A 25,183-nucleotide genomic window follows, 5' to 3' on the forward strand; every position below is an offset into this window, starting at 1 on the left:
GTACGATCGGTAAAATAAAAGGCCTGGGTGATGGCGTTTCACGCATGAAACCGAGCCCTGGAAAGGACGGGGCGGTGCCCGATATGGTTCGTGCAGCCGATATACCCTACAGCACGTTTGCGAATACGGTGTCTCGGCAAATGAGAATTTTAGTTTTGCGAAAATAAAGGTGTTGGTGACATGCCAGGAAGCATGGCCCATTGTTTATATATGAAAGATTTGTGATTGGGTTAATCTTACAAAATTTAATATAGTGGGGGATATTATTTATAAGTAGTTAATTCTGTCAAGCTAAAATTTTCAAATTTCGCGAATTCGTAAACGCGTTCGAGGTGGGGCTTTATGGCAAGGCGATGCAACAGGTTGAATCGCCCGCGTATACGTGGTGCTGAACGGTTCGGCAGGCAAAAGACGGGCGCGACGGCACACATTCTTCAAGGAGGGTGCAGGGGGCACCTCTGGGGCGAATGTCCCTCTGCGCACCGGCGTAACCAATGGCGGTCTCCATGCCTTTGCCATGGAGATCCGAGGGGATTCACGCCACGCCGCCGGCGTTGCTTCGGTTAAGGGTGCAGCCAATTGACCATCAGCCTCCCTGCGTGCCCGAAGTACCGGTTTTTAAGGCTCATGGAAAGGTAACGCCGGTTCACCGCGTCTGTGTAGATGTCGTAGCCCGCCTCTTTGAGCATGGCGCGGCAGGCAGAGGCGTCCCAGGCCCTTCCGGCTTCGGTCTCCATGTCGGTGTCCCGGGGATTGGTGCCCCGTTCCGCCACCAGGAAGTTGGCCCCGGCCGCCAGGCAGAGGGGGGAGGGTTCGTGGGCGGCCAGGGTGAAGATGGTGTTGCCGAAAAAGAGGCGGGTGACGGCGGTGATGCGGGCGAACTCTTCGTCGGAGATCTGGCCGTAGGGCTCAAGGGGGCTGCCGCACAGGGGGATGCGCTTCATGGTGGCCATCCAGGAGATCTTGAGGGTGCGCATCAGGTCCAGAAGGTCGGCGATCTCCTCGTAGCTGTGTTCCGGGCCGATGGGCTCCAGGCAGGAGCCCACCAGCAGGCCTGCCCGGTGGGCGTTTTCAATGGTCTGCATGCGTTTGTAAGGGTCGATGAGGGTCACCGCTCCTTCGCCGAGCCTTAAGGCGTGGTAGCAGAAGGTGAAACCGGCTTTCTTTACGGCCCGGGCCTGGTCCGGGTCCAGGTCCCCCCAGTTGGCAAACAGGGGGATTCGTCCCTTGAGCCTTTTGTGGACCAGTCTGCCCATGGAGAGGAAACGGTCAAATTCGTAATCGGCGGTGGACATCAGGGAGATGGACCCCACCTTCTGGGATTCAAAGGCCGCGGCATGGGCCAGGACCTCCTCTTCGCCGAGTCGGAACGGGTTGTCAAGGGAACTCCAGGTGTCGCTGAACATGCAGAACTGGCAGTCCTTGCTGCACCGCTCGCCGTTGAGGCCGATCTGGCCGTGCACCTCGCCCATGTTTCCGAACTGGCGGCGGGAGACGCCATCGGCAGCAGCCAAAAGGGCCTTGAAGTCGTCGCCCCGGGTGGGGATTCCGTGGAGCAATGCCAATGCCTCATGCCTGGTGAGGCCCTTTCCTCTTTTGCCTTTTTCAATGATGGTTCGGGTGCCGTGATCAACCGTTTCATTTCGCATATTTTTAAACCTCATTTCGCAATTCTTCGAAAGCCGGTGCGACATGCCTGTGGCATTCTCTGGTCGGGCTGCGCAATGCAGGGGGCGTGGCCTGTCTGGGGTTGTCGGAGTGGCGGGCAGCATATGGGGCCGTAAAATCTGAGCCTCAGGCCGGGGAGGGTCTTGTTTTTTGATCTGTGGGGCCCCGGCGGGTTTCGTGATATGTGCCAGCCATTGACAGATCACCGTTAAACAAATAGCAAGGCATGTGCCAGCCGGGGGCCCTTGTCTCCTATATTTCTTTGGCGGATATTCGCCGGGCCTTGTTCCTGGCCCGGCGGGAAAAGGTCAACTCCGGAGGGGTGGGGTCCCCTCCGGAGAGGATGAGCGCACAGGCGATCAGAGGGAGGCGGTGAGGCCCTTCCAGAAGGTCACCAGGTTGCTTCGACTTGTTCTCCTGAACTCGCGCCACATGCCGGCAACGGTCATGCGGGTGGCAAACCAGGCGGTGTGGGCCAGCCCTTCAGGGAGAATACCGACCCCCATGAACGCCTTGGCTACGGGGTCCAGGGGAACCGATCCCCTTGTGATGCAGTAAGTGTCCCGAACCTCCACCTGGTTCGGGTTCTGCTCAAAGGACTTTGGCCAGTATCCTTTCTTGGATTGAAAGATTCCCTTGTAGTTGTACCCGTCGTTTCCATATTTGTAGCTGAGGTCCGAAACCCGTTCCACCAGCCGGTTGGAAAAACCATGGTCGTTGTGCCTGCCCGCCATGGGGGCAAGGCCAAGGGAGAGTACTTTGAATCCGGGTTCGGCCTTGAAACACTCCAGGGCGACATCCACGATGGCATCAAAGATGGCGATGTTGCGGCTGTCGTCCCGGCGGTTGATGTTGGCGTACCACCCGATGGTCTGGTGATGATCGTACATGGCCTCGAAGGTGACGTAGCCCACGAGGGTGCCGTCCAGCCAGGCAAAGAAGGTGCGCTCGTCCGGTTCGTCCCGGAAGGTGGGCTCGCGAAGCAGAAGGTTCAGGGGGGTTTTGGTTTTGCGGGTTTGTCGCCATGCCTCGGAGATGGCCGTGGCCTGTTCTGGAAGGGAGGCGTCGGAGTCCCACCTTGCCTCGGTGACGGTGAGCCCTTTCTTGTGGGCTTTTCGGATGCGCCTTCCCACATTTTTTCCTTTGATGGACCAGTCGTTGAGGATCAGCGTTTCGACCCCCATGTGGGTGGCGTCAAACCCCTGGTCACTGAAAAGCCGGGCTGTGTCCAGGCTGCACTGCATGCCCACCAGGGGGCGACGGAGCAGGCGGCTCTCTTTGATAAAGGCGTTGATTACGGCTGGCGCATCGCACGTCCGGCAGAAGGGGTCGCCCACGAAAATGCGGACGCCGAGCCGGTCCTGATAGGCGATGGAGCCTTTCTCGTGGGAAAAGTGGGAGAAATGGGGGTCCGCTTTGATGGAGTATGCCATGGTGAATGAGCCGTACTTTCTGTAGTTTTCCATAACTCTGGTATTCCTTTTGTCGTTATTTATTTTGCTGTTTGCCTTCGCTGTATGCGTTGGGCATGTGATGTCGGATCGGTAAGACAATTGAGGGTAATGGGGTGGGAATGGTGCGGGCGTATCACAGGGGCTTTTTCATCCGGAACTGTGATGAGAACCCTGCTTTGGCGGCGATGGGGCCGTATGGCAGGAGGCCGCACTCGGTGAACCCCAGCTTTTCGTAAAGCCTTTTTGCTCCGGGGTTGGTGTTGACGACCTCCAGGCGAACGCAGGAGAGGTTTTGCGTCCTGCCGAAGGTAAAGAGGGTTTCAAGGAGGCGATGGCCCACCCCGGTTCCTCGAAAGCCGTCGGCAACGGAGATGACCTGAACCCTGATCTCATCGTTGTCCAGGGGATGAATGTCTTTGAATACGGAACCACTGAGTTTGCGGGTCACGCCCCCGAAGAAACCGAATTCCCGGTTTAAGGTGGCAAGGTTCAGGTGAATGAATTTCCGGTTTTGGTACTGGAGCCCGAGCATGCCGGTGACGCGTCCTTCGCAGAGGGCATAGATCCCCGAAGAGAAGTCGGCGCCGTCACGATAGACGCGTCGGGCCTGGCTTCGGTCCCGGGGTTTGAGCATGAGGTGGTCAATTTTCCTTTCGAACCCGTTGAGGAACACCTCAATGGCGGATTCCTCAAGCTCCTCGGGCAGCTGCCCAAGCAAAATGGATGGGTTCTGACTCTTTTTCTTCATGATGCAACACTCCTTTGGTAGGTAAGTAAAAATGACCGGAAAAGGCGGGGTCATGTCCACGATGAACCCCTCGCAGGGAGGGGTGAACATCTTGTGGCAATCTGTCCCGCGAAGACGGGTCAGTGATGAGTAAATTGTATGGAAGGATGAGATATTGGTACAGGAGTGTTTTTTACTCTTTGGAAAGGGGTATTGGAGAATTTTTGCAGGTGGGGTGTTCTCGTGTGTCCGGGGAGGCTGTGGGTGGTGAAAGTGCGCGATATTACGATGGTCTGTGATGCGGGGCTGCGGCCTGCTTACTCGGGGGCAGCTATTGTTTGCTCCATGATCCGCTCAATGTCTCCGTTTTTCTGCATGGCAGTGATGACGGCATTGAAGGTTGCGATGAAGTCTTCCTTGAAATGGAACCGGCCGAAGTCCCGGTTCGTATACCCCAGATGGCCCCACTCGGTATTGATGACAAGGGCCTCCCGGAGCCGGGCATGCCTGGTCCCTTCATGGTAGAGGCCCTCTTGTTTGAGTTTGTTCAGTTCCCAGAGAATGGCAAGGCGGTCGTTGATGTAGCAGTCTGTTCGTCGGATGCCCAGCTTCAGGATGTTGACGCGATTGCTCCTTGCCTCATCGATGCGGATGTTGTTTTTCCTGACCTCCTCGAAGAAGGTTTTGCCTCCCAGGATAAACCCGTCATTGCTGCCGATGGTCAGGCCGTGAAAGTCATCGGGCCAGATGCGTCTTGGCGCGTCTTTCATGATGTCCTCCCGGCAGAGGAGCACCACCTTTTCCTGCAGGATGGGCACCGAGTAAGGCCACATGAAGGGGCGTTCCTGGGGTCTGAAATAAGGGGGGCAGATCGCGAAGACCGTTCCGTTTTCGATGTCGTGGAGGCCTCTTTTCCAGGGGATGGGGAGGATGGTGACGCGGTAGTCTTCCATGCGTGCGAAGGCCTGGGTCAGGATGGCCGGGTAGATTCCCCGGGGCTGGCCGTTTATTGCATAGCTGTAGGGCGGGTAGTTATCGTCGCAGTAGACGATGACATTGGTTTCTGCGGTGCCTGTCCGCCATGCCGACAGGCAGGACAGCACCAGAAGTGCGATGCAGAGGCTTTTTTTCATGCATCTGTCCGTGTGGGGGTTGATGTTGGTGCGTGGCTGAACTGGTCAGGGCGTTGCTGTGGCATTCTGTGCTGAATGGGAAAATTATATCAGAGCGGGAGGGCGGGGGGGAAGGTAAATGAGCGGAGGGGGTGCTTGCTGCGCCCGGCTTTATAACATCGGGCGTAACTGGTGAGTTGTAGAAAAACGGTCTCAGGCGGCAAGGTGTGCCACCTTGAAAGCAGGTTGCGGATGCGCTTTGCCCCACGTTCCTCGGGTCAAAGCGCATCCGCCGTTAAAGCTGAATTTAATTAAAGGCACGGTTAAAACCTGTTTGTTGCGCCGGTTTTTATGCAATGAGGCATGCCTTTAGCCCCCGGCAGGGCCGCCGGAGGCTGTTTTTTAAGGTCCGGTGGCTATGCCACGTTGTTGAGCTGTTTCAGGGCCTGCATGAGGGCCTGGGTGCCCATGCGGGCGCCGCCGTGGGCCAGGACGGCCTGGTAGAGCTGGTTCACAAGGGCGAGGCCGGGAAGGGCCAGGTTCATTCGCCCGGCCTCTTCAAGGGCGATGCCCATGTCCTTGACAAAGTGCTCCACAAAAAAGCCGGTGTCGAACTCGTTTTTCAAGATGCGGGGCGCCAGGTTGGAAAGGGACCAGCACGCGGCGGCACCGCCCGTGATGCTTGAGAGCATCACCTCAAGATCAAGCCCGGCCCGTTCTCCGTAGAGCAGGGACTCACACATGCCGATCATGGTGCCGGCAATGACGATTTGGTTGCACATCTTGGTATGCTGGCCGGAACCGGAAGGGCCCTGATGGACGATCTGGGTGCCCATGATCTCGAAAAGGGGGGTGAGGGCATCCACGGCGTCCTTGTCGCCTCCCACCATGATGGAGAGGGTTGCGTTGCGCGCCCCCACGTCTCCGCCGGAGACGGGGGCGTCCACGGCGTGGACTCCCATGGCCTTGGCCTGGCTGTGGATTCTCCGGGCCAGGCTGGGGGAGGTGGTGGTCATGTCCACCACCATGGAGCCGGGTTGTGCGCCTTTGAGGATGCCGGTCTCTCCCAGGTAGACCTCCTCCACATCTTTGGGGAAGCCCACGATGGTGAAGACGACATCCGAAACGGCGGCCACCTCTTCGGGGGTCTCTTTCCAGGTCGCTCCGAGGTCAATAAGGGGCTGGGCCTTGGCTTTGGTTCGGTTGGTGACGCTGGTTCGAAAGCCGTGGTCCATGAGGTGGCGGCACATCCACTGCCCCATCACCCCGGTTCCGATCCATCCGATGCGCGTGTCGGTGTTGCTGATGTGAATCACGATATCCGTCCTTCCTTTGATTTATTTCATCATGCGTTCCGGGACCACCTCAATCCAGTAACCGTCGGGATCTTCCACAAAGTAGATGCCCATGGCCTCGTTTTCCCAGAGGCTGAGGCCCATCTCTTTGTGGCGGGCGTGCCAGGTGTCGTAGGCGTCGGTGGTGACGGCCAGGTGGATTTCGTTGTCGCCCAGGTTGTAGGGCTCCGTGCGCTCCTTGAGCCAGGTGAGCTCAAGCTGGTGGCCGCCGGTGCCGTCTCCCAGGTAGACGAGGACAAAGCTGCCGTCGGGGGCTTCATGGCGGCGAACGACCTCGAAGTCCAGGGCCTCGGTATAAAAGGCGAGGCTTTTATCAAGGTCGAATACGGTGAAGTTGGTGTGTGCGATTTTCAAGGTGCCCATGGGGTCTCCTGTGATGTTGGCTGAAAATGGGGAGGGGTGCACCGGTGGGGAGCGGTGCCTCCTTTGTCGGGGTGGCTCAGTATAGCGTTGTCGGTGACTGCGGGTCAACCGGGCGGGAAGGCGGCCGGAAACAAAAAAAGGCCTGTCGAAGGGTTCGACAGGCCTTTGTATGTTTTATTATGGTGGAGCTGAGGGGGATCGAACCCCTGACCTCATGACTGCCAGTCATGCGCTCTCCCAGCTGAGCTACAGCCCCACATAATGGGTTTGCTGCGTCTTGAAGATCGTCAGCAACAAACGAGAGAGTATTTAGACCATCACCGCGCAGGTGTCAATGAAAAAAAAGATCCTTTTTGCGATGGGGGCCTGTGCGGAGGCGATAGGGCCCCGGACCCATTTGGAATACCGAGGCGCCCCGGGGTCCGGAAAATAAATTCTGTACTCTCAAAACAAGGGATGGTAAAGGTATTCGAGTTTTTTATATAACGGTGTGAACCCGTATGGGCGTCGGAAAATCGGACATGACACACCCTTGTTGCGGCCGCTCGGGCCAAATACCCGCCCCTCGGTCGGGTATCCCGCCAAGATGCGCATGCAACATCTTTACCGGTGGGTCCAGCCACGTTTTCCACACCCCGAATCCAACGACGACAATAAGAGTACAGAGGTATATTGATGCTACAAATGATGCGTGACAATGCCGGTTCCTGGATTATCAAGATACTGCTGGGCGTTATTGTCCTGGTATTTATTTTTCTCGGGCTCGGGCCGGACCGCAACAGCGGCAATTCCATTGTTGCAGAGGTAAACAAGACCGTCATCAGCTGGGACGACTATCGACTGGCCTACAATGAACTGGTGGAGGGATACCGGCGTCAGTTGGGCGGAAACCTGAGCGAAGAGATGATCAAGATGTTTCGCCTGCGGGAGCAGGCCCTGGAGAGCCTCATCACCAGCGAGCTGATGATCCAGGAAGCCGATCGGTTAAAGCTCCGGGTAACCGACAAGGAGCTTGAACAGGCCATCACGGCCCTGCCTTATTTTAAAACAGACGGCGTCTTCGACATGGCGCTTTATGAAGCCCTCCTTCGCCAGAACGGGCTCACCGTTCCCCAGTTTGAGGCACAGCAGCGAAAATCCATGCTCATCTCCAAGCTGCGGAGCATGGTGGAAAGCGGCGTGCTGGTCACCGACGGCGAAGTCCAGGAGCTTTACAAATACAAGAACACCGAAGCCTCGGTGCGCTATACCCTTTTTGATCCGGCGTCCTACGCGGACGTCACCGTGGATGATGCCTATGTCGCCGCGTACTTTGCAGAAAAGGGCGAGCAGTACAAAACCGATCCGGAGGCCAGGATCTCCTTTATGCGGTTCGGGCGGGATGATTTTGGCAAAGGGATTGCCATCACCGATGAAGAGCTCGCAGATGCCTACCAGGCCAACCTGGACCGATACCAGACCGCTGAAACCGTTGAGGCCAGCCATATCCTGATCAAGGTGGCCGAAGGGGCCACGGCAGAGGAAGAGGCAGAGGCCCGCAAGCGGGCCGACGAGGTGTATGCCAAGGCCAAAGCCGAAGGCAGTGACTTTGCCGAGCTGGCAAAGACTTTTTCCGAAGGGCCCTCGGCCAAGGACGGGGGGCGCCTGGGTGCCTTTGAGCGAAGCGCCATGGTCAAGCCCTTTGCCGACAAAGCCTTTGCCATGACCGAAGGGGAGGTCAGCGAGCCTGTCCGAACCCAGTTCGGCTGGCACGTCATCAAGCTTGCGAAGAAGAATCCCGCCACGGTCAAAAGCCTGGCCGAGGTCAAGGACGAGCTTCGAAAGAGCCTCGTGGACGAGCAGGCCGAGGCCGATGCCTACGCCGCCTCGGAGAATGCCTTTGACATGGTGCTCGGCAGCGATAACCTCAAAGAGGCCGGTGAGACCGCTGAGCTTCCGGTTATCGACAGCGCCTTTTTCACCCGCTGGAAAGGTCCCGAGGCCGTTGCCAGTGTGGATCGCATGCGTATCGCCAAGGACGCCTTTGAGCTTGAGGTCGGCGGTGTCAGCGACATCCTGGAATACAACGGCACCTACTACATCGTTCAGCTCATTGAGAAGAAGGAGTCTGTGGTTCCCGAACTCGCCGACGTCAAAGAGCGTGTCCAGGCCGATGCCCTGACCCAGGCCAAGGCCGAAAAAGCCGAAGCCGAGGCAAGCGCCCTTCTGGCCCTTTTGAAAGAGGGCAAAGACTTTCCCGAGGGAACGAAGGTGACGGAGTCTCCCCTGTTTACCCGTGACGGCAAGGGGGCTGACGCCCTGGATCGCAAGGTTGTTGAGGCGGCCTTTGGCCTTAACGCAGCCAAGCCCGTGGCCGACGAGGTGATCAAGGGAAGCGGCGGCATGTATGTGGTGGCCCTGAAAGAGAAAAAGATCCCTAATCTGGATGGCTATGCCGAGGCCTCCGAAGCCCTCAAGGCCGAACTCCTTTCCCAGAAACGCCGCGATGTGCTGTCCAAGTGGGTTGAAGAATTGAGAAACAACGCGGAGATTAAACGGGATCCCCGCTTCGCGGCAGGGGACAGCGAATAAGCCCCTGACGGCTTAACACCCGGACACCCCAGGGAATACCGGGTGTTGACCGGTGACTCCAAGAGATGACAAACCTGCCGGGAACGCTTCATTGGCTTGCCCGGCAGGTTTTTTTTATGGTAGCATACAGAACTGTATTTTTTTAAGGGCTCACGTACTGTGAACCTGTTCAAATCACAGGTCCGCTGCACCCATGTGCCGCCAAGCAGAAGGCGGCCGGTTCCGTTCTTAACGGTAGACTTTTTTTGTTCGAGCCCAGACGCCCATCGACCACGCCACCACACGATCACACGATCACACGACCATACGACAACCACTCAGCAGGAGATGGTGCATGGGGAAAGCAAAAACCAAGCGGGTGTTCTCGTTCAAGAGGTGCCCCTACTGTTTTACCAGCCTGTCACTGGCCGCCGAAACCTGCCAAAGTTGCCATAAGCGTGTGGGGACGGTGGACCGTTACGGCCTGGCCAAAAAGCCGATCAACTATATGGGATACCTTGCCGCCGTGATGTGGGCAGGGATCTTTGTCGGGTACATCTGGTTTGCCTTTATCAGGTGACCACAAGGACCAAACGACCGCTGCGAGGCCGGGAAGAACGCCATGACGTCTAACCGGCCTTTGTTATTTTTTTGGGGAGAAACCATGACACGAAAACGATATCTGCGATGTATGCTTTACGGCATGTTTGCCGTGATGCTGGCTGTAACCGCCGCGTGTGTCAACCGCGATACCCGACCCGTTCCCGGCGACGAGCCGGTGCTTCCCCGGGATCCGGCTGTGGTGGAAGGCGTGCTGGACAACGGGATGAGTTACCTCATCATGAGGAACACCGAGCCCAGGGAGCGCGTAAGCATGCACCTGGCCATCAAGGCGGGCTCCATGTACGAGACGGAAGCGCAAAGGGGGGTGGCCCATTTCCTTGAACACATGCTGTTCAACGGGTCCGAGAATTTTCCACCCGGTGAGCTCATTAAGTATTTCCAGCGCATCGGCATGCGGTTCGGAGGGGACGCCAACGCCCACACCGGATTTTACGAGACCGTCTATGACGTGGTGCTGCCCGCAGGTGACACGAAGAGCCTGGCCGAGGGGCTTCTTGTCATGCACGACTACGCAGGCGGAGCCCTTCTCCTGGAGTCCGAGGTGGACCGGGAGCGCGGGGTGATCCTGGCGGAAAAGAGGGACCGGGACTCCGAGTCCTATCGCAGTTTTGTGAAGAGCCTGGCCTTTCAGCTTCCGGGCATGCGGGTCAACGAGCGGCATCCCATCGGCCTGGAATCGGTCATCAAGGGGGCGGATTCGGCGCTTTTAAAGGGCTATTATGATGCCTGGTACCGGCCGGACAACATGGCCGTGGTGGTGGTGGGCGACGTGGACCCCGCCGAGGTGGCGGGGTTGATCCGGGACCGTTTTTCCTCCCTTGAGGCGCGCGCCCCAAAGGGGGTGATCCCCGATGACGGCACCTTTGCCCACATGGGCACCAAAACGTTTTACTCCCACAACCCCGAGGCGGGGGGCACCAGTGTCACCATAGAGGTGCTGCGCCATGTGGACCGGCAGCCCGATACCTTTGCCTCACGCCGGGAACAGCTGCTTTTTGATATGGCCAGTCGGATCCTTGACAACCGCCTGGAAGAGCGCATCGGCAAGCCGGGGACCCCTTTTACCTCGGCCGGTTCCGGTGCAGGGACCTACCTGCGTCATGTCCGGTACGGTATCGTGGCGGCGGAGTGCCCCGCAGACAGCTGGGAAGAGAGCCTTGCCGTTGTGGACCAGGCCCTGCGAAGTGCCCTTGTTTACGGCTTCACCCCGGACGAGGTGGCGCGGGTGAAAAAAGAGATGAAAAACGCCTTGCTGCAGGCAGAGGAGAAGGCCTCCACCCGGAACAGCCGGAACCTTGCCGGTCTTCTGGTTCGGAGTTTCACCACGGACAAGGAGGTGGTCTCGCCTTCCGATGAGCGACGCCTCTTCGAGCCCGTGGTGGATGCGGCAACCCCCGAGGAGCTGCATCGGGTGCTGAAAGAGATCTGGAGCCCTGCCCACCGCCTGGTGATGGTGGAGGGCAATGTCCGCCTGGACAAGGGGGAGCAGAAACCCGAGGCCGTGCTTCTGGCCGCCTACGAGAAGAGCCTTCTCGTTTCGGCCACCCCGCCCGTTGCGAAGTCTGCGGCGGCGTTTCCCTACCTCCCGGCCCCCAAGGCTCCGGGGCAGATTGCCTCCCGGGTGACCCACGACGACCTCGGGATCACCGTGGTCACCTTCGACAACGGAGTGGTCCTGAACCTGAAACAAACGGACTTCAAGGCCAAGGAGGTGCTCTACACCCTGCGATTCGGCCTGGGGATCAAAGGAGCAAAGGGGCTCGTCCCCGGACTGGCTTCGGTTTCTGTCATGGTGACCAACGAGAGCGGCCTGGGGCGCCTGGACCGTGACGAGACAGCGCGGGCCATGGCCGGGACCAACACCTCCTTTCGCTACGGGGCCGGTCAGGACGGGTTTGCCCTCTCCGGCCGCACCACCCCCGGGGAACTTGAGCTGATGTTCCAGGTTCTCTTTACCCAGCTCACCGACACCCGCCTGAAAGAGGAGGCGTATCACCTCTCGGTTCAGCGCTACACCCAGGGGCTTGAGGAGATGGAAAGCACCGTGGACGGTGTGCTCCAGAAACAGGTGGAGGCCTTCCTCACCGGGGATGCGGCCCGCTTCGGATACCCGGACACCTCCCTTGAAGGCATCGACTTTGACGCGGTCAAAGGCTTTGTCATGCCCGCCCTTGGGGGAGCTCCCCTGGAGCTTTCCGTGGTGGGGGACATGGACGTGGAGGAGGTTGTCTCCCTGTGCGGCCAGTGGCTGGGGGCATTGCCCCGGCGAGCCCCGGAGGCGGCTTCGGAGCATGGCCTCACCTTTCCGGCCGGTGAGCGCCTTGACCTCTCCGTTGACAGCGCCATCGACAAGGCCGTGGTCACCGTGGCCTGGCCCACCACGGGCATGGGGGACATCCATACGGTGCGCCGCCTGTCCATTCTGGGGTCCCTTTTCTCCGAGCGCCTGCGGGAGATCGTGCGTGAAAACCTGGGCGCGGCGTATTCTCCCAGGGCCTGGAACAATTCCAGCAGGGCCTATCCGGAGTATGGTGCCCTCCGTGCCGTGATTACCGTGAGCCCCGGCCAGATGGCGGAGGTGGCGGCTGCCGTGGGAGAGATTGCCGAAGGGCTCCGCTCGGCTCCGGCCTCCGGGGACGAGGTCCGGCGCGTGGTGGACCCCGTGGTGAACCGTATCGCCGACTACCGCCGCACCAACGGCTACTGGCTCAACAGCGTGATGCAGGACTCCTCGCGGTATCCTGAAAAACTGGTCTGGCCCCTGGACATTCTGGAGGACTACGCTGCCGTCACCGCAGCCGATCTCCAGGACCTGGCCCGGACCTACCTCAAGGCTTCCGGCGCCGCGACCCTGACGGTGCGTCCCGTGCCTTCGACCTAGCGCCTGCGCTCTGATAAAGAGACGACCATGGGCCGTCCCGGAAACGGGGCGGCTTTTTTTTGTGGGCAGGCCGGGGGCCCCGGATGACATGTTTCCTGGAAAAGAACCTGTGGTTTGAGCGGGAATATGGTGTGGAAAGACAATGTATCCGGGGGGATAACATCGTCATGGCGGGCATTGACTTTGGGCGCGCAATGGTCTTGACTCCGCGGAAGTGATCATTTATATAGTCCCCACAAACATTTACGACTCACGTGAGGTGCGCCTGCCGGGAGATAGAAACGGCGCGTCTGTATAATGTACTGTTACTACAGGAGATTTAGGTGGAATCAGTTAACTGGTTGGCGCTTGTCTACGGTCTGGTCGGTGGGCTGGGGCTTTTTCTTTACGGCATGAAAATGATGTCCGAAGGCCTTCAGAAATCAGCGGGCAGCAGCCTGCGAAACATCCTTGAGAAACTTACCACCAATCGGGTCATCGGGACCTTCGTCGGTCTGGTGGTGACCGCAGTAATCCAGAGCAGCTCAGCCACGACAGTCATGGTGGTGGGCTTTGTCAACGCCGGACTCATGAACCTTGTCCAGGCCCTGAGTGTCGTTTTGGGGGCCAACGTCGGTACCACCGTCACGGCGCAGCTCATCGCGTTTAAAATCGGTAAACTTGCCCTGCCCGCCATCGGTATCGGCGTGTTTATGCGCATGTTTACCAGCAACAAGAAGTACCACTACTGGGGAGAGGTCATCATCGGGTTCGGCCTTCTCTTCCTGGGCCTCAAGATCATGAAAGACGGCTTTGTCCCCTTGCGGCACAGCGAGTTCTTCCAGCAGGCCTTTATCACCTTTTCCCACCATCCCGTGCTGGCCGTTGCCGCAGGCGCGGTGCTGACCATGGTCGTCCAGAGTTCGTCGGCCACCATCGGTATCACCGTGGCCATGGCCTCCACCGGACTCATCGACTACTACGCCGCATGCGCCCTGGTCCTCGGGGAGAATATCGGTACCACCATCACCGCCAACCTCGCGGCCATCGGGACCAACCCCACGGCGAGACGGGCCGCCTTCGGCCACTTTCTCATCAACGCCCTGGGGGTCTGCTACATGCTCATCTTCCTGAAGTTCTTTATGCAGGCCGTGGATGTGATGACACCGGGGGACCCGAACTTTGTCAACGCCGACGGCAACATGCCTTACATTGCCCGTCATATCGCCAACGTCCACACCGGATTTAACATCGTCAACCTCATTATTTTCGTGCCCGTGCTCCACATCCTTGCGCGCCTGTGCGAACGGATGATCCCGGGCAAGGGCAACGGCCGGGACGACGGCCTGGTGTTCCTCGACGACTGCCTTATCGAGACGCCCGATTTTGCCGTTTCCCAGGCCAGGAAAGAGGTCAGCCGCATGTCGGGCCTGGCCCTTGAGATGCTCAAGTTGAGTCGGGACGCCTTTTTCTCCCGGGATACCAAGACCATCAACAAGGTCTACGAGCTCGAAAACACCGTGGACCTCCTGGAAAAGGACATCTCCACTTTCCTTGTCCGGTTGAACCAGGAGCAGATCAGCGCCGAGACCTCCCGGGAGCTCAACAGCATCCTGCATGTGCTCCACGACCTGGAGAAGATCGGAGACTACGCGGAAAACATCGCCAATTACACGGAAAAGCTCATTGAGAGCGACATCCGGTTTTCCGATGAGGCCATGCTGGAGATGGAAGAGATCTACGATGTGGCCATCCGGTTTACGGATAATGTTATCAAGGCTTACAACGCCGGTGGCCTTCCCAGGCCCATCGACACCGAGGATGAGAACACCATCGACAAGATGCGCAAGCAGTTTAAAAACCATCACCTCAAGCGCCTCCAGCAGGGCTCCTGCTCCGTTGAGACGGGGATTCTTTTTGTGGACATCCTCAACAACCTGGAGAAAACAGGGGACCAGGCCTTCAACATTGCCCAGGTGGTGATGGGCGACATGTAAGGGGTTTTCTTATTTCGTGGCAACCACGCAAGGCCGGGCAGGAAGACTGCCCGGCCTTTTTTGTGTGCGGGCTCTTTTGTGAGCCAGGTATGTGGCACACATGTGTATAGGGTTCTGATACGATTGACGTTGTTCCCGCACCTTCCGGTGTGGTATCATGCGCTGCCCGTTTGGGCCGTGCGGGAGAAGAGGTCGCCTCGATCTCTCCCTCCTTGGGCCTTCGGTTGTGACTTTTGACAAACGCATCATGGATCCATGGTGCGCCGAAAGGGATCTATGAACACAAAACAAGTGGAAAAAGGGCTGGTGGATACCCTGTGGGGTGTCTTTTCATCGGTTCGGCTTTCCGTTATCGTACTGACGCTTCTTGCGGTCACCTCCATCATCGGGACAGTCATTCCCCAGAATGCGTCCCCGGCCATCTACGTGGACCGGTTCGGTGAGGCGGCCTACCGGGTGCTTTCATTCCTGGATATCTTCGATATGTACCACTCCTGGTGGTTTCAGCTTCTGCTGGTGCTCCTGGGGATCAACCTGGTGGTCTGCTCCATGGACCGCCTGCCTGCCGTGCTGAAAATCATCGGGAAAACCCAGCGCCTCAACCCGGAGAACTACCGGCGTGCGGCCAATGGGGACCCCCTTGCCATGGCCAAGGCCCCCGGAGCGGTTGCAGAGGACCTTTCAGCGCGCCTGACATCTTCCATGGGGCGGTTTACCCGCGTGGACGAAGGGGAGGCGCGGTATCTTTTCGCCGAGAAGGGGCGCTGGACCCGGCTGGGGGTCTATGTGGTCCACGCCGGGGTTCTCCTGCTCCTTGTGGGCGGGCTTCTGGGCTCTCTGTTCGGATACGAAGGGGCCATGAACATCACTGAAGGGGAGACCAGCGGGGTGGTCCGGCTCAACGGGTCCAACGCCGCGTTGCCCCTCCCCTTTGAGCTCCGGTGCGATACCTTTTCCGTCTCCTTTTACGATACGGGCGCACCGAAAGAGTACCGCTCCGATCTCGTGGTGGTGGAAGGGGGCAGGGACGTGCTGTCCCGGAAAGTCGTGGTGAACGACCCCCTGCGCTACAAGGGGATCAGTTTTTACCAGGCCAGCTACGGCATGGTACCCCCGGAGTCCGCATCGTTTTCCTTCACCAGCAAGGCGAGCGGCATGAGCTACCCGGCAGAAGGGACCTTCGGAGAGCCCATCGACATCCCGGAAGGGCTCGGGACCTTTACCCCCTTGCACTTCATGAACAACTACCGGTTCCGCAACCACTCAATCGGGGCCACGGTGCTGGGGCTTTTGAAGAAGGAAGGGGGGGAGACAGTCCGTCTGGCCCTGCCCGTCAAGTCACCGAACTTTGACCGCATGCGGCAGGGGGAGGTGGTGATTTCCGTGGCCAACTTTGAAAATCGTTACTACACAGGGCTCCAGGTCACCAAGGACCCGGGGGTGTGGCTGGTGTATGCCGGGTTTCTTTTTCTCATCGCCGGGTGCTACATCACCTTTTTCATGAGCCACCGGGGTTTTATGGTGGAGGTGCTCCCCGGTCCGTCGGGATCTGCCGTGACCCTGTATGGGAACGCCAACAAAAACAGACTGGGCATGGAGATGGTGATTCGCCGTCTGACCGAGAAGCTTGACCGAGAGACCCGCACCCCTGAAAGGCAGGTGGAGAAATGAACAACAGTTCCCTGATTCTTTCCATTGTGACATTTGTTTACGGATTTTCAGCCGTTTTGTATATCTCTGCGTGGATTTTCGGAAAGGAGGCTCCGGCACGGAGCGCCCGCTACATCGGCATGGTGGGCATGGCGGGAAACCTGGCCGGGTTCGTGCTCCGGTGGGTGGAGTCCTACGGCCACGGGTACGGTCACATTCCGTTGTCCAACCTCTATGAGTCCCTGGTCTTTTTTGCCCTGACCATTGCCCTTATCTCCATCGTCATCGAGGTGCGTTACAGAAACTACATGATCAGCACCTTTGCCATGCCCCTGGCCTTTATCGCCCTGGCCTACGCCTCCCTGTCCCCGTCGGTGAACGATAAGATCCAGCCGTTGATTCCGGCCCTGAAGAGCAACTGGCTCACCACCCACGTGGTGACCTGTTTTCTCGGATACGCCGGATTTGCCACCGCCTTCGGCATCGGGGTCATGTACCTGGTCCGGGAGTCCATGACCGTGAAGAAGGGGGGGCTCATCTCCCGGCTCCCCGAAGGCTACATCCTGGATGAGCTGATCCAGAAAACCGTGATGTTCGGGTTCCTTTTTCTCACGGTGGGGATCATTACCGGGGCGGTCTGGGCCAACTCGGCCTGGGGGACCTACTGGAGCTGGGACCCCAAGGAGACCTGGTCCCTTATCACCTGGTTTGTTTACGCCATCATGCTTCACCTGCGCTACATGCGGGGGTGGGGCGGGGCCAAAATTGCCGCCATCTCCATCATCGGGTTCATGGCGGTGATGTTTACCTATTTCGGGGTGAACTTCCTCCCCGGACTCCACAGCTACGGCAGCATGTAGAACAGGAGCCCCCAGGGGCGACATGTCGTGAATCGGCCCGGAGCCGCTTGTCCCGTACGGGGAGGAGCGGCTCTTTTTATTGGGGCGGACCGCCCGGGGAACCGGGCCCCCGGTTGCGGATCTTGCTTTGTGAAATGATAAGGATCTTTTTATTGACACGTGAGGCGTCGTTACTATAGAAAAGAGGCTAGCAATTTTTAGTGTTTGAAAATCTCATGCGCGTGAAATGGCAGTAAATCCGGATCGGCTGTCCCTCCTTGCTTTGTAGGAGAGCGAAGGGCCTGGGGCAGGGCATGCATGCCGGACCGGGCTGATGACCGAAAAGAAGGACCCGTGCTGTCAGGTCGTCTTTTTCCTTGTTTGAAATCCTTCTTGCTTTTGAGTCCGTGTGACTGTTTGAATCTGTTCCTTCTGCAGATGGTTAGGCGGAATGGGGCGTGTTTCGGGACAGGAATTTGAGGCATTGAACGTGGTTGCCATGGCTTGAAAAAGTACGCATGAACACGTATAAGAAACGCAAACAAAAAGACCGGCGAAGGGGGATTGCCGGTTTGAAATACCTGGTGAGGCTGTTTGACAAAGCCGGTGCGCTGGACGCTCCGGCGGTGTGGCGGGCTCACCGTTCACAGGTTCGGAAAAAGCCGTTAGCACCCGGTACGAGCACAGGGGGCCAGGGGCTTTTTGTATGTCTGAACCACCCGGTGGTCGGGTATCTGGTGCTTAAAACAATTAACACGTGGAGTTTTCATGAGCCTAACTGGTGAAAAACAGACTGGTCGTGAGCAAACGGGGTCACCCGGTGGTCCGGTTAAAAAAGGGGATTCGGGACTGGTGGCCCTCTTTTTTATCGTCGGCCTGGCCGCAAGCCTTGCCATAGGGTGGATCGTTTTCCCCAAGCTTCTCTATTCCAAGAGTGAGCAGCCTTTTGATTTCAGCCATGTCACCCACGCCGATGCGGTGGGAGACTGCGACAGCTGCCATTTCTTCCGAGAGGATGGAACCTATGCAGGGGTTCCCACCCTCGAGCAGTGCACGGAGTGCCACGAAGAGATGCAGGGCGAGAGCGAAGCCGAAGAGATCTTCGTCAACGAATATGTGGCCGAAGGAAAAGAGGTCCCCTGGAAAATCTATTCCAGGCAGCCCGACTGTGTCTTCTTCTCCCACGCCGCCCATGTGCAGGGGGCGGGGATGGAGTGCGCGGAGTGTCACGGAGACATCGGCGAGTCCGAGAGCCTGAAGCCTTACGAAGAGAACAGGATCACCGGGTACAGCCGGGACATCTGGGGCAAGAACATCGCAGGCATCAAGAAGAACAGCTGGGATCGCATGAAGATGGACGACTGCGGCGCCTGTCACAAGGAAACCATGGGCAGCAAAGGGGCCTGTTTCCAGTGTCACAAGTAGGCTAGCTGTGTTGGCCTCAACGCGAACGATCAATCCTTTTAAGGGGTGATTCACATATGAAGATCAACAGGAGACATTTTCTCGCTTTGGGAATGGGAGCCACGGCCGGTACCATGCTCTCTCCCCTTCCCTGGAAGTTGACGGACGATGTGTCCATCTGGACCCAGAATTGGTCCTGGACGCCGGTTCCCGAGACCGGAGAGTACTATTACGTCGGTGGGGCGTGCACCCTCTGCCCCGGCGGCTGTAGCCTTGCGGTTCGCAAAGTGGGCGAGCGCGTGGTGAAAATCGAAGGGAGCCCTGAGAGCCCCGTGAACAGCGGCGATCTCTGCGGCGTGGGCATCTCGGCCAGCCAGCTCCTCTACGGCCCCTCACGCATTGAGGGCCCCATGGTGCGGGCCGGCAAGCGCGGTGAGGGCAAATGGACACGCCTCTCCTGGGAGGAGGCCGAAGCGCAGCTGGCGGAAAAGCTGGGCAGCCTCTCCGGGGGCAAGGGCGTTGCTGCCCTGTCCGCTTCCCGAACCGGCAGCGTGCCGGCTCTGTTCCAGCGCCTGCTGGACACCGTCGGGTCCGATCGGTTCCTGACCCTGCCGTCCGTCCATGACACCCTGGAGCAGGCCATGGCCCTGACCATGGGCCGGAACCCGGGCGAAGGGGTGGGCTTTGATACGGAAAACACCGACCTGATCCTGAGCCTCGGAAGCGCCGTGGCCGAAGGGTGGGGCGCTCCAGTGCGCATGGTCAAGGCCGCCGGTACCAAAAAGATGATCCAGGTGGAACCCTATCTTTCCACCACCGCCTCCATGGCCGACATGTGGGTGCCCGCCAAGCCCGGTACCGAAGGGGTTTTTGCCCTGTCCGTGGCCGCTTCCATGGTCCGGGAAAAGCTTTACGATCATATCTTCGTTTCGACGGCCACCGAAGGCTTCGACGCCTTCAGCGCCTGGCTCCTCGAAAATTACACCCCAGAAAAAGCCGAAGCCGTCACAGGGGTCTCCCCTGCCATGGTCAAGAAGGTGGCCGTGGCCTTTGCCGGGGCACGCCGTCCTGTGGCCCTCTGCGGCCGTGGAAAAGGAGAGGCGCCTGTAAGCCTCGCCGAGGCCCTTGCCGTGTTTGCCTTGAACGCCCTGAAGGGCTCGGTCCAGCGTGACGGGGGCCTGGTCAAGGTGGGAGCCCTGCCTTACGCCGTGGCCACCGCCGAGACCGCCGACCTGGGGGCCAGGCTCGCAGAGCTCATGGAGCCGGGCAAGACAGAGCTGCTCATGGACTGGGGCACCAACCCCTTTTACACCCTGGCCACCTCGGCCAAGGCGACAGAGGCCCTGGCCTCCATCGGCACCATCGTCAGCTTCTCTCCCTACATGGACGAGACAGCGGCCATGGCCGACCTCATCCTGCCCGACCACACCCATCTGGAGAAACTCCAGGACGTGCCCGTGCGCGCCGGGTTGGAACGCCCCACCGTCACCCTGGCCCAGCCGGCCATCGAGCCGGTGATGGACACCAAGCACACCGGGGACGTACTCATCAGCGTGGGCGGCCAGCTTGAGGGCGGCAGCGACGCCTTTGCCTGGGACGACTACGAAACCTACCTCGAAGAGAGCTGCGGGGATATGTGGGAGACCCTTTACGACGAGGGCCTCTGGCAGGGGGACATTGCTTGGAAAAAGGGGCTGGAACGCCTCCTTGGAACCTCCCAGCGGTTCACCTTTGTGGTTCCCGAAGGGCCCGTGGCCCTCACCGCCGACGGGGCGGCCTCCGGCCTTCCCCTGACCCTGGTGCCGAGATGGTCCCTTCGTATTTCCAGCGGCCCCGTTGCCGACGCACCCTTTACCATGAAGACCATCTCAGACCGGATGCTGACCAAAGGCGTCTCCCATGTGGAGGTTCATCCTTCCACGGCCAAAAAGGCGGGGCTCAGGGAGGGCGATACCGCCACCCTGACAACGCCCTTCGGCAGCGCAAAGGTCAACGTGACCCTCTTTGAAGGGGTGATGCCCGGTGTGGTGGCCCTTGCCGCCGGCCTGGGGCATACCGCCTTTGACGAGTACATCGGGGGAAAGGGAACAAGCTATACGGCCCTTTCCGGCAGCATGACCGATCCGGTCACCGGGCTCAACTGCACCTGGGGGGCCCGGGCATCCCTTACCAAGGGGTAGACGAAGGCGGCAACGGCTCGTGAACAACTGACGAAAACCCATCTCACACGAGGTTTTTCATGAATACGGAATCAAACGATACGAGGGCGAAGAAATTCGGCATGGTCATCGACCTCGACAAGTGCACCGGTTGCGGATCCTGCATGGTGGCTTGTTCGGCCGAGAACAACGTCCCCGTCAGGAAAGACGAAAGCGACAAGCTTTTGAGCACGACCTGGATCCGGGTCTACCGCATCACCAACGGCAAGGATTTTCCCGACACCGAGATCTGCTATATTCCCCGCCCCTGCCAGCATTGCGGCGGCAAGCATGACGACGGCCACTCACCGTGTGTGTCGGTCTGCCCGGCCACGGCCACGGACTACGACCACTCAACGGGTATCGTGAGCCAGATCTACACCCGCTGCTTCGGTTGCCGGTACTGCATGGCGGCCTGCCCGTACCACGCCCGCTACTTCAACTGGTGGGATCCGGTCTGGCCTGCAAAGGTGGAGGAGTCCCTCTCCCCGGATGTCTCCCCGCGCATGCGTGGGGTGGTGGAGAAGTGCAGCTTCTGTTTCCACCGTTACCAGCTGGCCCGGGACAAGGCCTACCTGGAGGAGCGTGAGGTTGAGGAGATGGAGTACCAGACCGCTTGCACCCAGGCGTGTCCCTCGGGCGCCATCACCTTCGGGGATTTGGACAACCCCGACCATGCCGTGTACACCCTGAAGAAAGACAAGCGCGCATTCAGGTTGCTGGAACGCCTGCACACCAACCCGAAGGTCTACTACCTCTCCAGCCGAGAGTGGGTTAGACGGGCCGGTGACAACTACCTGAGCAGCGAAGAGCCCACCGGAGCCCCGGGGGCCTATCGTCTCGAGGGCAAGGGCGGCCACTGATCTGGCTCGCCTCTAACAGGACATGAACAGACGCCCAGCAGCCACGGGCGTTTAAAAAAATCTCTAAATAGCCGCCTGCATTCATTGGAGGCGGCGAGGGGTAAGGATTTATGGACTCTGCTTTGATACCCGAAGGTGTTGAGCGTTGCTCTCTCAAGCGGTTTACCCTTGGTCTGGTCATTCCGGCGGCCCTGGTGATCTGGGGGCTTTACGCCGCCTATCTCTGCTGGTTCAAGGGCCTCAACCAGACCAATATGAACGATTCCTACGGGTTTGCCCTCTGGATCTGGGCCGACCTGGCGGTGATCGCCGTGGGCGGCGGTGCCTTCTTCACCGGCTTTCTCCGCTATGTGGTGGGAAAAGACGAGCTGAAGAACATCATTAACTTTGCGGTCATCGTCGGCTTTTGCTGCTACTGCTCCGCCATGCTGATTCTGGCCATCGACATCGGCCAGCCCCTGCGCGGGTGGTTTATTTTCTGGCACGCCAACGTCCACTCCATGTTGACGGAGGTGGCTTTCTGTCTTTCTCTCTACCTGTCGGTGCTGGCCATTGAGTACCTGCCGCTGGTGCTGGAGAACCGAAAGATCGACCAGAACCCTTTTTTCCACAACCTGGGCCACCGCATGCACGAGATCATGGCGGTCTTTGCCGCCACCGGTGCCTTTCTCTCCTGTTTCCACCAGGGGTCCCTGGGCGGCGTCACCGGCGTGCTCTACGGACGCCCCTTTGGCCTGCGTGACGGGATCTTTATCTGGCCCTGGACCTTTTTTCTCTACACCTGGTCTGCGGCGGCCTGCGGTCCCTGCTTTACCATGCTCTGCTGCAAGATCACCGAAAAGATCACCGGCAAGAAGCTGGTCAAAGACAACGTCTACGACCTGCTGGCCAAGATCTCCGGGTGGATGCTGGGCACCTACATGGTGGCCAAGATCGCCGATACCATCTGGTGGGCCGTGGTGACTGTTCCCAAGACCGGGTTTTCCTTTATGGAGTTCTACACCAACTCCAACAACTACCACGGTTTCTGGATCCTGATCCTGGAACTGGTGATCTGCGGTATCGTGCCTGCGGCCATTCTCCTTAAAAAAGAGTGGCGACAGAACAGCAAGCTTTTCATGGCCGCCGTGACCCTGGCCGTTATCGGGGTGTGCGTGAACCGCTGGGTTATGGTCATGCAGCCCATGGCCATGCCGGTCATGACCTTTGACTCGTGGGTTCTCTACTTTCCGTCCTGGCAGGAGTGGGCCACCACCATTCTGCCCGTTGCAGGGGCCATCCTGATCATCGCCCTCTCGTATCGGTACCTGCCGGTGTTTCCCCAGGAGAAAGAGCTCAACCCCGTCGAGAAGCCGTAAACGACCAACCGCCGGGCCCCTTGAAGAACTGAGGGGCGCGGCATGCAAAGGAGATTGCGATGTTTCCATTTATCTGGGAATGGGTCTGGGACGCGGGCCACTACATGTTTTTCGGTGGGATGTGGTACGTGCTGATCATTCTTACCGTGGGGCTTAACTGGTGTATTTTTAAGGCCCTTAAGGACACAAAAGAAGGGAAGGGCGGCGGCCACTGATCCTTTTTTGAAATAAAGGTAAAGTATATTAAGGGGTTGATTTCTTGGCGGAAATCAGCCCCTTTTTTATTGGTGTTTTGTGCTGAGCATATTTATATGCGCATTTTTCACCTTTTTTTTGCGGTGTGAAGCAGATCATACCTGATGCATCAGCCCTGTGGTAGCTTGCGAACCATCGATAGGAATGAAACCGGTCTCCTTCGAGGCCTGACGTACCATTATTTTTTAAGGAGTATGACGATGAAAAAAGCAGTTCGAGCAGTTGCAGGGTTGGCCGTTGCAGTATGCATGATGATGACCGCAGGAAACGCCATGGCGGATGAGAGCGGGCCCAAGTTTAAGCTGGGGGTGGGGACTTACGCATTGATCATTGCCGACGACAGCTCACAGGTTAATTACAAAGACGCAGAATTCTATGGCGGGGCCCTGGTGGGTACCGCTTGTTTTACCAAGCATGTGGCCCTTCGAGGGGCCTTTTACGCCGCAGAAAATGATGACAACTCCAAATGGGACGTAAGCGGCGGCGATCTCCAGCTGCTTCTGGGGACCAACTTCTATCAAGGGTTCAACGTGTTCGGGGGCATCGGGGTCTTTACTGAAACCTGGGAATACGATGGCGGATCCATCGGCGGCGTGAGCCTCAAAGCCGATAAGGATTTTTCCGGTGCCCAGGCCTCCTTCGGTATCGGGTACTCCTGGAGCAAGGTGTCCCTGGATTATGTGGTCAACGTCAGGGACACCAGTGACTACGAAGACTTCACAAAGGTCGACCATGACTACGCCGTCTCCGGCGGCATCAACCTCTCCTACATCTTCTAAGGGTTTCTCTTTTTCCCCACATTCAGGTCCCTGAAGGCCAGGCGCAGGCGGTATTCGTGTGAATACCGCCTGCGTTTTTTTTGTTGTTTTTCAAGGGGGAATCGAGGGAGGGGGCATGCTTTGCCCCCGGAAAGAAAGGAATAGAATGGGGCGCCACAGGTCTGTGATTGCATGGGCCGCGATAAAGAAAGCCGCGCTGGAGTGCGGCGTTCCATTTTGGCCGCTGCTTTTTAGCATGACGAATAGGAACACGTTTGAAGAAGGGCTCGTACAAAAAACAAATGCACATTTTTTCCGAAAGATGCCGTAGTGATTTGACCCGAGGAACGAGGGTTAAAGCGCTGCGGCAACCCGCTTTCAAGGCGGCTCACCTTGCCGCCGGAGGCATAGTTTTTTAGTTTTTGATGGCGGAGGTGGCCAGTTGGTCGGCTTTTTCGTTTTCGGGGAAGCCTGCGTGGCCTTTTACCTTGACGAAGACGAGGTTTGCAAATTTTCGGGTGAGGGCGCGGATCTCTTCCACCAGTTCCCGGTTGGCCTGGGCTTTCCAGCCCTTGGCGATGAGGCCCAGGGCGTAGCTGGAGTCAGTGTAGACTCGCACGGGCAGCTCCGGTTTTTTCACTTCGGAAAGGGCGGTGCGGATGGCTTCGAGTTCGGCGATGTTGTTGGTGCCCTGGCCGATGTTTCTGGAGATTTCCCGTTCGTGGGGTCCGTAGCGGAAGAAGACCCCGATGCCCGAAGGGCCCGGGTTGCCGGAGCTGGCCCCGTCGGTGAAGATGTGGATGACTCCGGGCTCCGTGGTGGAGAGGCCGTCTATGGGCACCTCCCGGACAAGGCCGGGCCGTGGGGGCGGGGGCACGCTTACCTCCCCTTTTTCCGGGGACGGTTGTTTCTCTTCGGCCTTTTTCTTTTTTGTGCCTTTTGGAATCAGGTTTTCCGGGGCGTCTGACTTGAGGGTGTCGGGGTAGACCTGGTACTCGTGGGTCTGTTTGAGGTTGTACTTGATGCGCACCCTGCCGCCGTCAAGGCGGAGCGCCTCGGTGTCGTCCACCTCCGCCCACACCTTGTTTCCCTTGAAGCTCATGCGTTTCCAAAGGGCCCCTGCGTCGTCTTGTGTCGGCATGTCTGCT

The 25,183-nt window shown here is 58.6% G+C and carries 19 protein-coding genes and 1 tRNA gene; 12 read left to right on the forward strand and 8 right to left on the reverse strand.

Going from position 1 to position 25,183, the window contains the following annotated elements:
• Positions 1-563: 563 nt before the first annotated feature.
• The 7 genes from BLQ12_RS03715 to BLQ12_RS03745 form a co-directional block, all read right to left on the reverse strand.
• Positions 564-1,649 carry a radical SAM protein gene (locus BLQ12_RS03715; RefSeq protein ID WP_175469474.1) on the reverse strand — a complete coding sequence of 362 codons (1,086 nt, stop codon included), beginning with the start codon at positions 1,647-1,649 and terminating at the stop codon, positions 564-566.
• 378 nt (positions 1,650-2,027) lie between these two features.
• Positions 2,028-3,134: a DUF2156 domain-containing protein gene (locus BLQ12_RS03720; protein ID WP_092208401.1), complete on the reverse strand. Its 1,107-nt coding sequence runs from the start codon at positions 3,132-3,134 to the stop codon at positions 2,028-2,030.
• Between the two features lie 121 nt (positions 3,135-3,255).
• Positions 3,256-3,870 carry a GNAT family N-acetyltransferase gene (locus BLQ12_RS03725; protein ID WP_175469475.1) on the reverse strand — a complete coding sequence of 205 codons (615 nt, stop codon included), beginning with the start codon at positions 3,868-3,870 and terminating at the stop codon, positions 3,256-3,258.
• A 296-nt stretch (positions 3,871-4,166) separates the two neighbouring features.
• The gene (locus tag BLQ12_RS03730; RefSeq protein ID WP_092208405.1) at positions 4,167-4,982 is read right to left on the reverse strand and encodes a substrate-binding periplasmic protein; all 816 of its coding nucleotides are present in this window, start codon (positions 4,980-4,982) and stop codon (positions 4,167-4,169) included.
• A 395-nt stretch (positions 4,983-5,377) separates the two neighbouring features.
• Positions 5,378-6,277, reverse strand: a complete 900-nt coding sequence (locus BLQ12_RS03735; protein WP_254781964.1) for an NAD(P)-dependent oxidoreductase — start codon at positions 6,275-6,277, stop codon at positions 5,378-5,380.
• A gap of 21 nt (positions 6,278-6,298) precedes the next feature.
• Positions 6,299-6,679, reverse strand: coding sequence for a VOC family protein (locus BLQ12_RS03740; protein WP_092208409.1), 381 nt, complete (start codon positions 6,677-6,679; stop codon positions 6,299-6,301).
• Between the two features lie 180 nt (positions 6,680-6,859).
• Positions 6,860-6,935 (reverse strand) — tRNA-Ala (locus tag BLQ12_RS03745).
• 419 nt (positions 6,936-7,354) lie between these two features.
• On the opposite strand from BLQ12_RS03745, the gene BLQ12_RS03750 reads away from it, so the two are divergent.
• The 12 genes from BLQ12_RS03750 (at position 7,355) to BLQ12_RS03800 (ending at position 24,056) form a co-directional block, all read left to right on the forward strand.
• The gene (locus BLQ12_RS03750) at positions 7,355-9,250 is read left to right on the forward strand and encodes a peptidylprolyl isomerase (RefSeq protein WP_092208411.1); all 1,896 of its coding nucleotides are present in this window, start codon (positions 7,355-7,357) and stop codon (positions 9,248-9,250) included.
• A gap of 334 nt (positions 9,251-9,584) precedes the next feature.
• Positions 9,585-9,809 carry a hypothetical protein gene (locus BLQ12_RS03755; RefSeq protein WP_092208413.1) on the forward strand — a complete coding sequence of 75 codons (225 nt, stop codon included), beginning with the start codon at positions 9,585-9,587 and terminating at the stop codon, positions 9,807-9,809.
• An 84-nt stretch (positions 9,810-9,893) separates the two neighbouring features.
• Positions 9,894-12,734, forward strand: coding sequence for a M16 family metallopeptidase (locus tag BLQ12_RS03760; protein ID WP_175469476.1), 2,841 nt, complete (start codon positions 9,894-9,896; stop codon positions 12,732-12,734).
• A 323-nt stretch (positions 12,735-13,057) separates the two neighbouring features.
• Positions 13,058-14,710 carry a Na/Pi cotransporter family protein gene (locus BLQ12_RS03765; RefSeq protein ID WP_092208417.1) on the forward strand — a complete coding sequence of 551 codons (1,653 nt, stop codon included), beginning with the start codon at positions 13,058-13,060 and terminating at the stop codon, positions 14,708-14,710.
• 276 nt (positions 14,711-14,986) lie between these two features.
• Complete coding sequence (resB, locus tag BLQ12_RS03770) at positions 14,987-16,381, forward strand: cytochrome c biogenesis protein ResB (RefSeq protein ID WP_175469477.1); 1,395 nt, start codon at positions 14,987-14,989, stop codon at positions 16,379-16,381.
• Positions 16,378-17,220, forward strand: coding sequence for a c-type cytochrome biogenesis protein CcsB (gene ccsB / locus BLQ12_RS03775; protein WP_092208421.1), 843 nt, complete (start codon positions 16,378-16,380; stop codon positions 17,218-17,220). Before resB ends, ccsB begins: the two co-directional genes overlap by 4 nt.
• 747 nt (positions 17,221-17,967) lie before the next feature.
• Positions 17,968-18,624 carry a menaquinone reductase multiheme cytochrome c subunit QrcA gene (qrcA, locus tag BLQ12_RS03780; protein WP_092208423.1) on the forward strand — a complete coding sequence of 219 codons (657 nt, stop codon included), beginning with the start codon at positions 17,968-17,970 and terminating at the stop codon, positions 18,622-18,624.
• 56 nt (positions 18,625-18,680) lie between these two features.
• Positions 18,681-20,783: a menaquinone reductase molybdopterin-binding-like subunit QrcB gene (gene qrcB, locus BLQ12_RS03785; RefSeq protein WP_092208425.1), complete on the forward strand. Its 2,103-nt coding sequence runs from the start codon at positions 18,681-18,683 to the stop codon at positions 20,781-20,783.
• Between the two features lie 59 nt (positions 20,784-20,842).
• The gene (gene qrcC, locus BLQ12_RS03790; protein ID WP_092208427.1) at positions 20,843-21,664 is read left to right on the forward strand and encodes a menaquinone reductase iron-sulfur cluster-binding subunit QrcC; all 822 of its coding nucleotides are present in this window, start codon (positions 20,843-20,845) and stop codon (positions 21,662-21,664) included.
• A gap of 110 nt (positions 21,665-21,774) precedes the next feature.
• The gene (gene qrcD / locus BLQ12_RS03795) at positions 21,775-23,022 is read left to right on the forward strand and encodes a menaquinone reductase integral membrane subunit QrcD (protein WP_092208429.1); all 1,248 of its coding nucleotides are present in this window, start codon (positions 21,775-21,777) and stop codon (positions 23,020-23,022) included.
• Positions 23,023-23,081: 59 nt separating this feature from the next.
• A complete protein-coding gene (locus tag BLQ12_RS27280; RefSeq protein ID WP_175469478.1) occupies positions 23,082-23,237 on the forward strand; it encodes a hypothetical protein in 156 nt (51 codons plus the stop codon).
• 240 nt (positions 23,238-23,477) lie between these two features.
• A complete protein-coding gene (locus tag BLQ12_RS03800; RefSeq protein ID WP_092208431.1) occupies positions 23,478-24,056 on the forward strand; it encodes a hypothetical protein in 579 nt (192 codons plus the stop codon).
• A 394-nt stretch (positions 24,057-24,450) separates the two neighbouring features.
• On the opposite strand, the gene BLQ12_RS03805 is transcribed toward BLQ12_RS03800, so the two are convergent.
• Positions 24,451-25,176, reverse strand: coding sequence for a ribonuclease HI (locus tag BLQ12_RS03805; RefSeq protein ID WP_092208433.1), 726 nt, complete (start codon positions 25,174-25,176; stop codon positions 24,451-24,453).
• Positions 25,177-25,183 lie beyond the last annotated feature (7 nt).

It is taken from the genome of Desulfoluna spongiiphila, from assembly GCF_900101345.1.
Lineage (GTDB): Bacteria > Desulfobacterota > Desulfobacteria > Desulfobacterales > Desulfolunaceae > Desulfoluna > Desulfoluna spongiiphila.

Bases quoted from the DNA above. Each gene is read 5' to 3' on its own strand.
- BLQ12_RS03715 (WP_175469474.1), bottom strand. From the start codon at position 1,649: ATGCGAAATGAAACGGTTGATCACGGCACCCGAACCATCATTGAAAAA.
- BLQ12_RS03720 (WP_092208401.1), bottom strand. From the start codon at position 3,134: ATGGAAAACTACAGAAAGTACGGCTCATTCACCATGGCATACTCCATC.
- BLQ12_RS03725 (WP_175469475.1), bottom strand. From the start codon at position 3,870: ATGAAGAAAAAGAGTCAGAACCCATCCATTTTGCTTGGGCAGCTGCCC.
- BLQ12_RS03730 (WP_092208405.1), bottom strand. From the start codon at position 4,982: ATGAAAAAAAGCCTCTGCATCGCACTTCTGGTGCTGTCCTGCCTGTCG.
- BLQ12_RS03740 (WP_092208409.1), bottom strand. From the start codon at position 6,679: ATGGGCACCTTGAAAATCGCACACACCAACTTCACCGTATTCGACCTT.
- BLQ12_RS03750 (WP_092208411.1), top strand. From the start codon at position 7,355: ATGCTACAAATGATGCGTGACAATGCCGGTTCCTGGATTATCAAGATA.
- BLQ12_RS03755 (WP_092208413.1), top strand. From the start codon at position 9,585: ATGGGGAAAGCAAAAACCAAGCGGGTGTTCTCGTTCAAGAGGTGCCCC.
- BLQ12_RS03760 (WP_175469476.1), top strand. From the start codon at position 9,894: ATGACACGAAAACGATATCTGCGATGTATGCTTTACGGCATGTTTGCC.
- resB (WP_175469477.1), top strand. From the start codon at position 14,987: ATGAACACAAAACAAGTGGAAAAAGGGCTGGTGGATACCCTGTGGGGT.
- ccsB (WP_092208421.1), top strand. From the start codon at position 16,378: ATGAACAACAGTTCCCTGATTCTTTCCATTGTGACATTTGTTTACGGA.
- qrcA (WP_092208423.1), top strand. From the start codon at position 17,968: ATGAGCCTAACTGGTGAAAAACAGACTGGTCGTGAGCAAACGGGGTCA.
- qrcB (WP_092208425.1), top strand. From the start codon at position 18,681: ATGAAGATCAACAGGAGACATTTTCTCGCTTTGGGAATGGGAGCCACG.
- qrcC (WP_092208427.1), top strand. From the start codon at position 20,843: ATGAATACGGAATCAAACGATACGAGGGCGAAGAAATTCGGCATGGTC.
- qrcD (WP_092208429.1), top strand. From the start codon at position 21,775: ATGGACTCTGCTTTGATACCCGAAGGTGTTGAGCGTTGCTCTCTCAAG.
- BLQ12_RS27280 (WP_175469478.1), top strand. From the start codon at position 23,082: ATGTTTCCATTTATCTGGGAATGGGTCTGGGACGCGGGCCACTACATG.
- BLQ12_RS03800 (WP_092208431.1), top strand. From the start codon at position 23,478: ATGAAAAAAGCAGTTCGAGCAGTTGCAGGGTTGGCCGTTGCAGTATGC.
- BLQ12_RS03805 (WP_092208433.1), bottom strand. From the start codon at position 25,176: ATGCCGACACAAGACGACGCAGGGGCCCTTTGGAAACGCATGAGCTTC.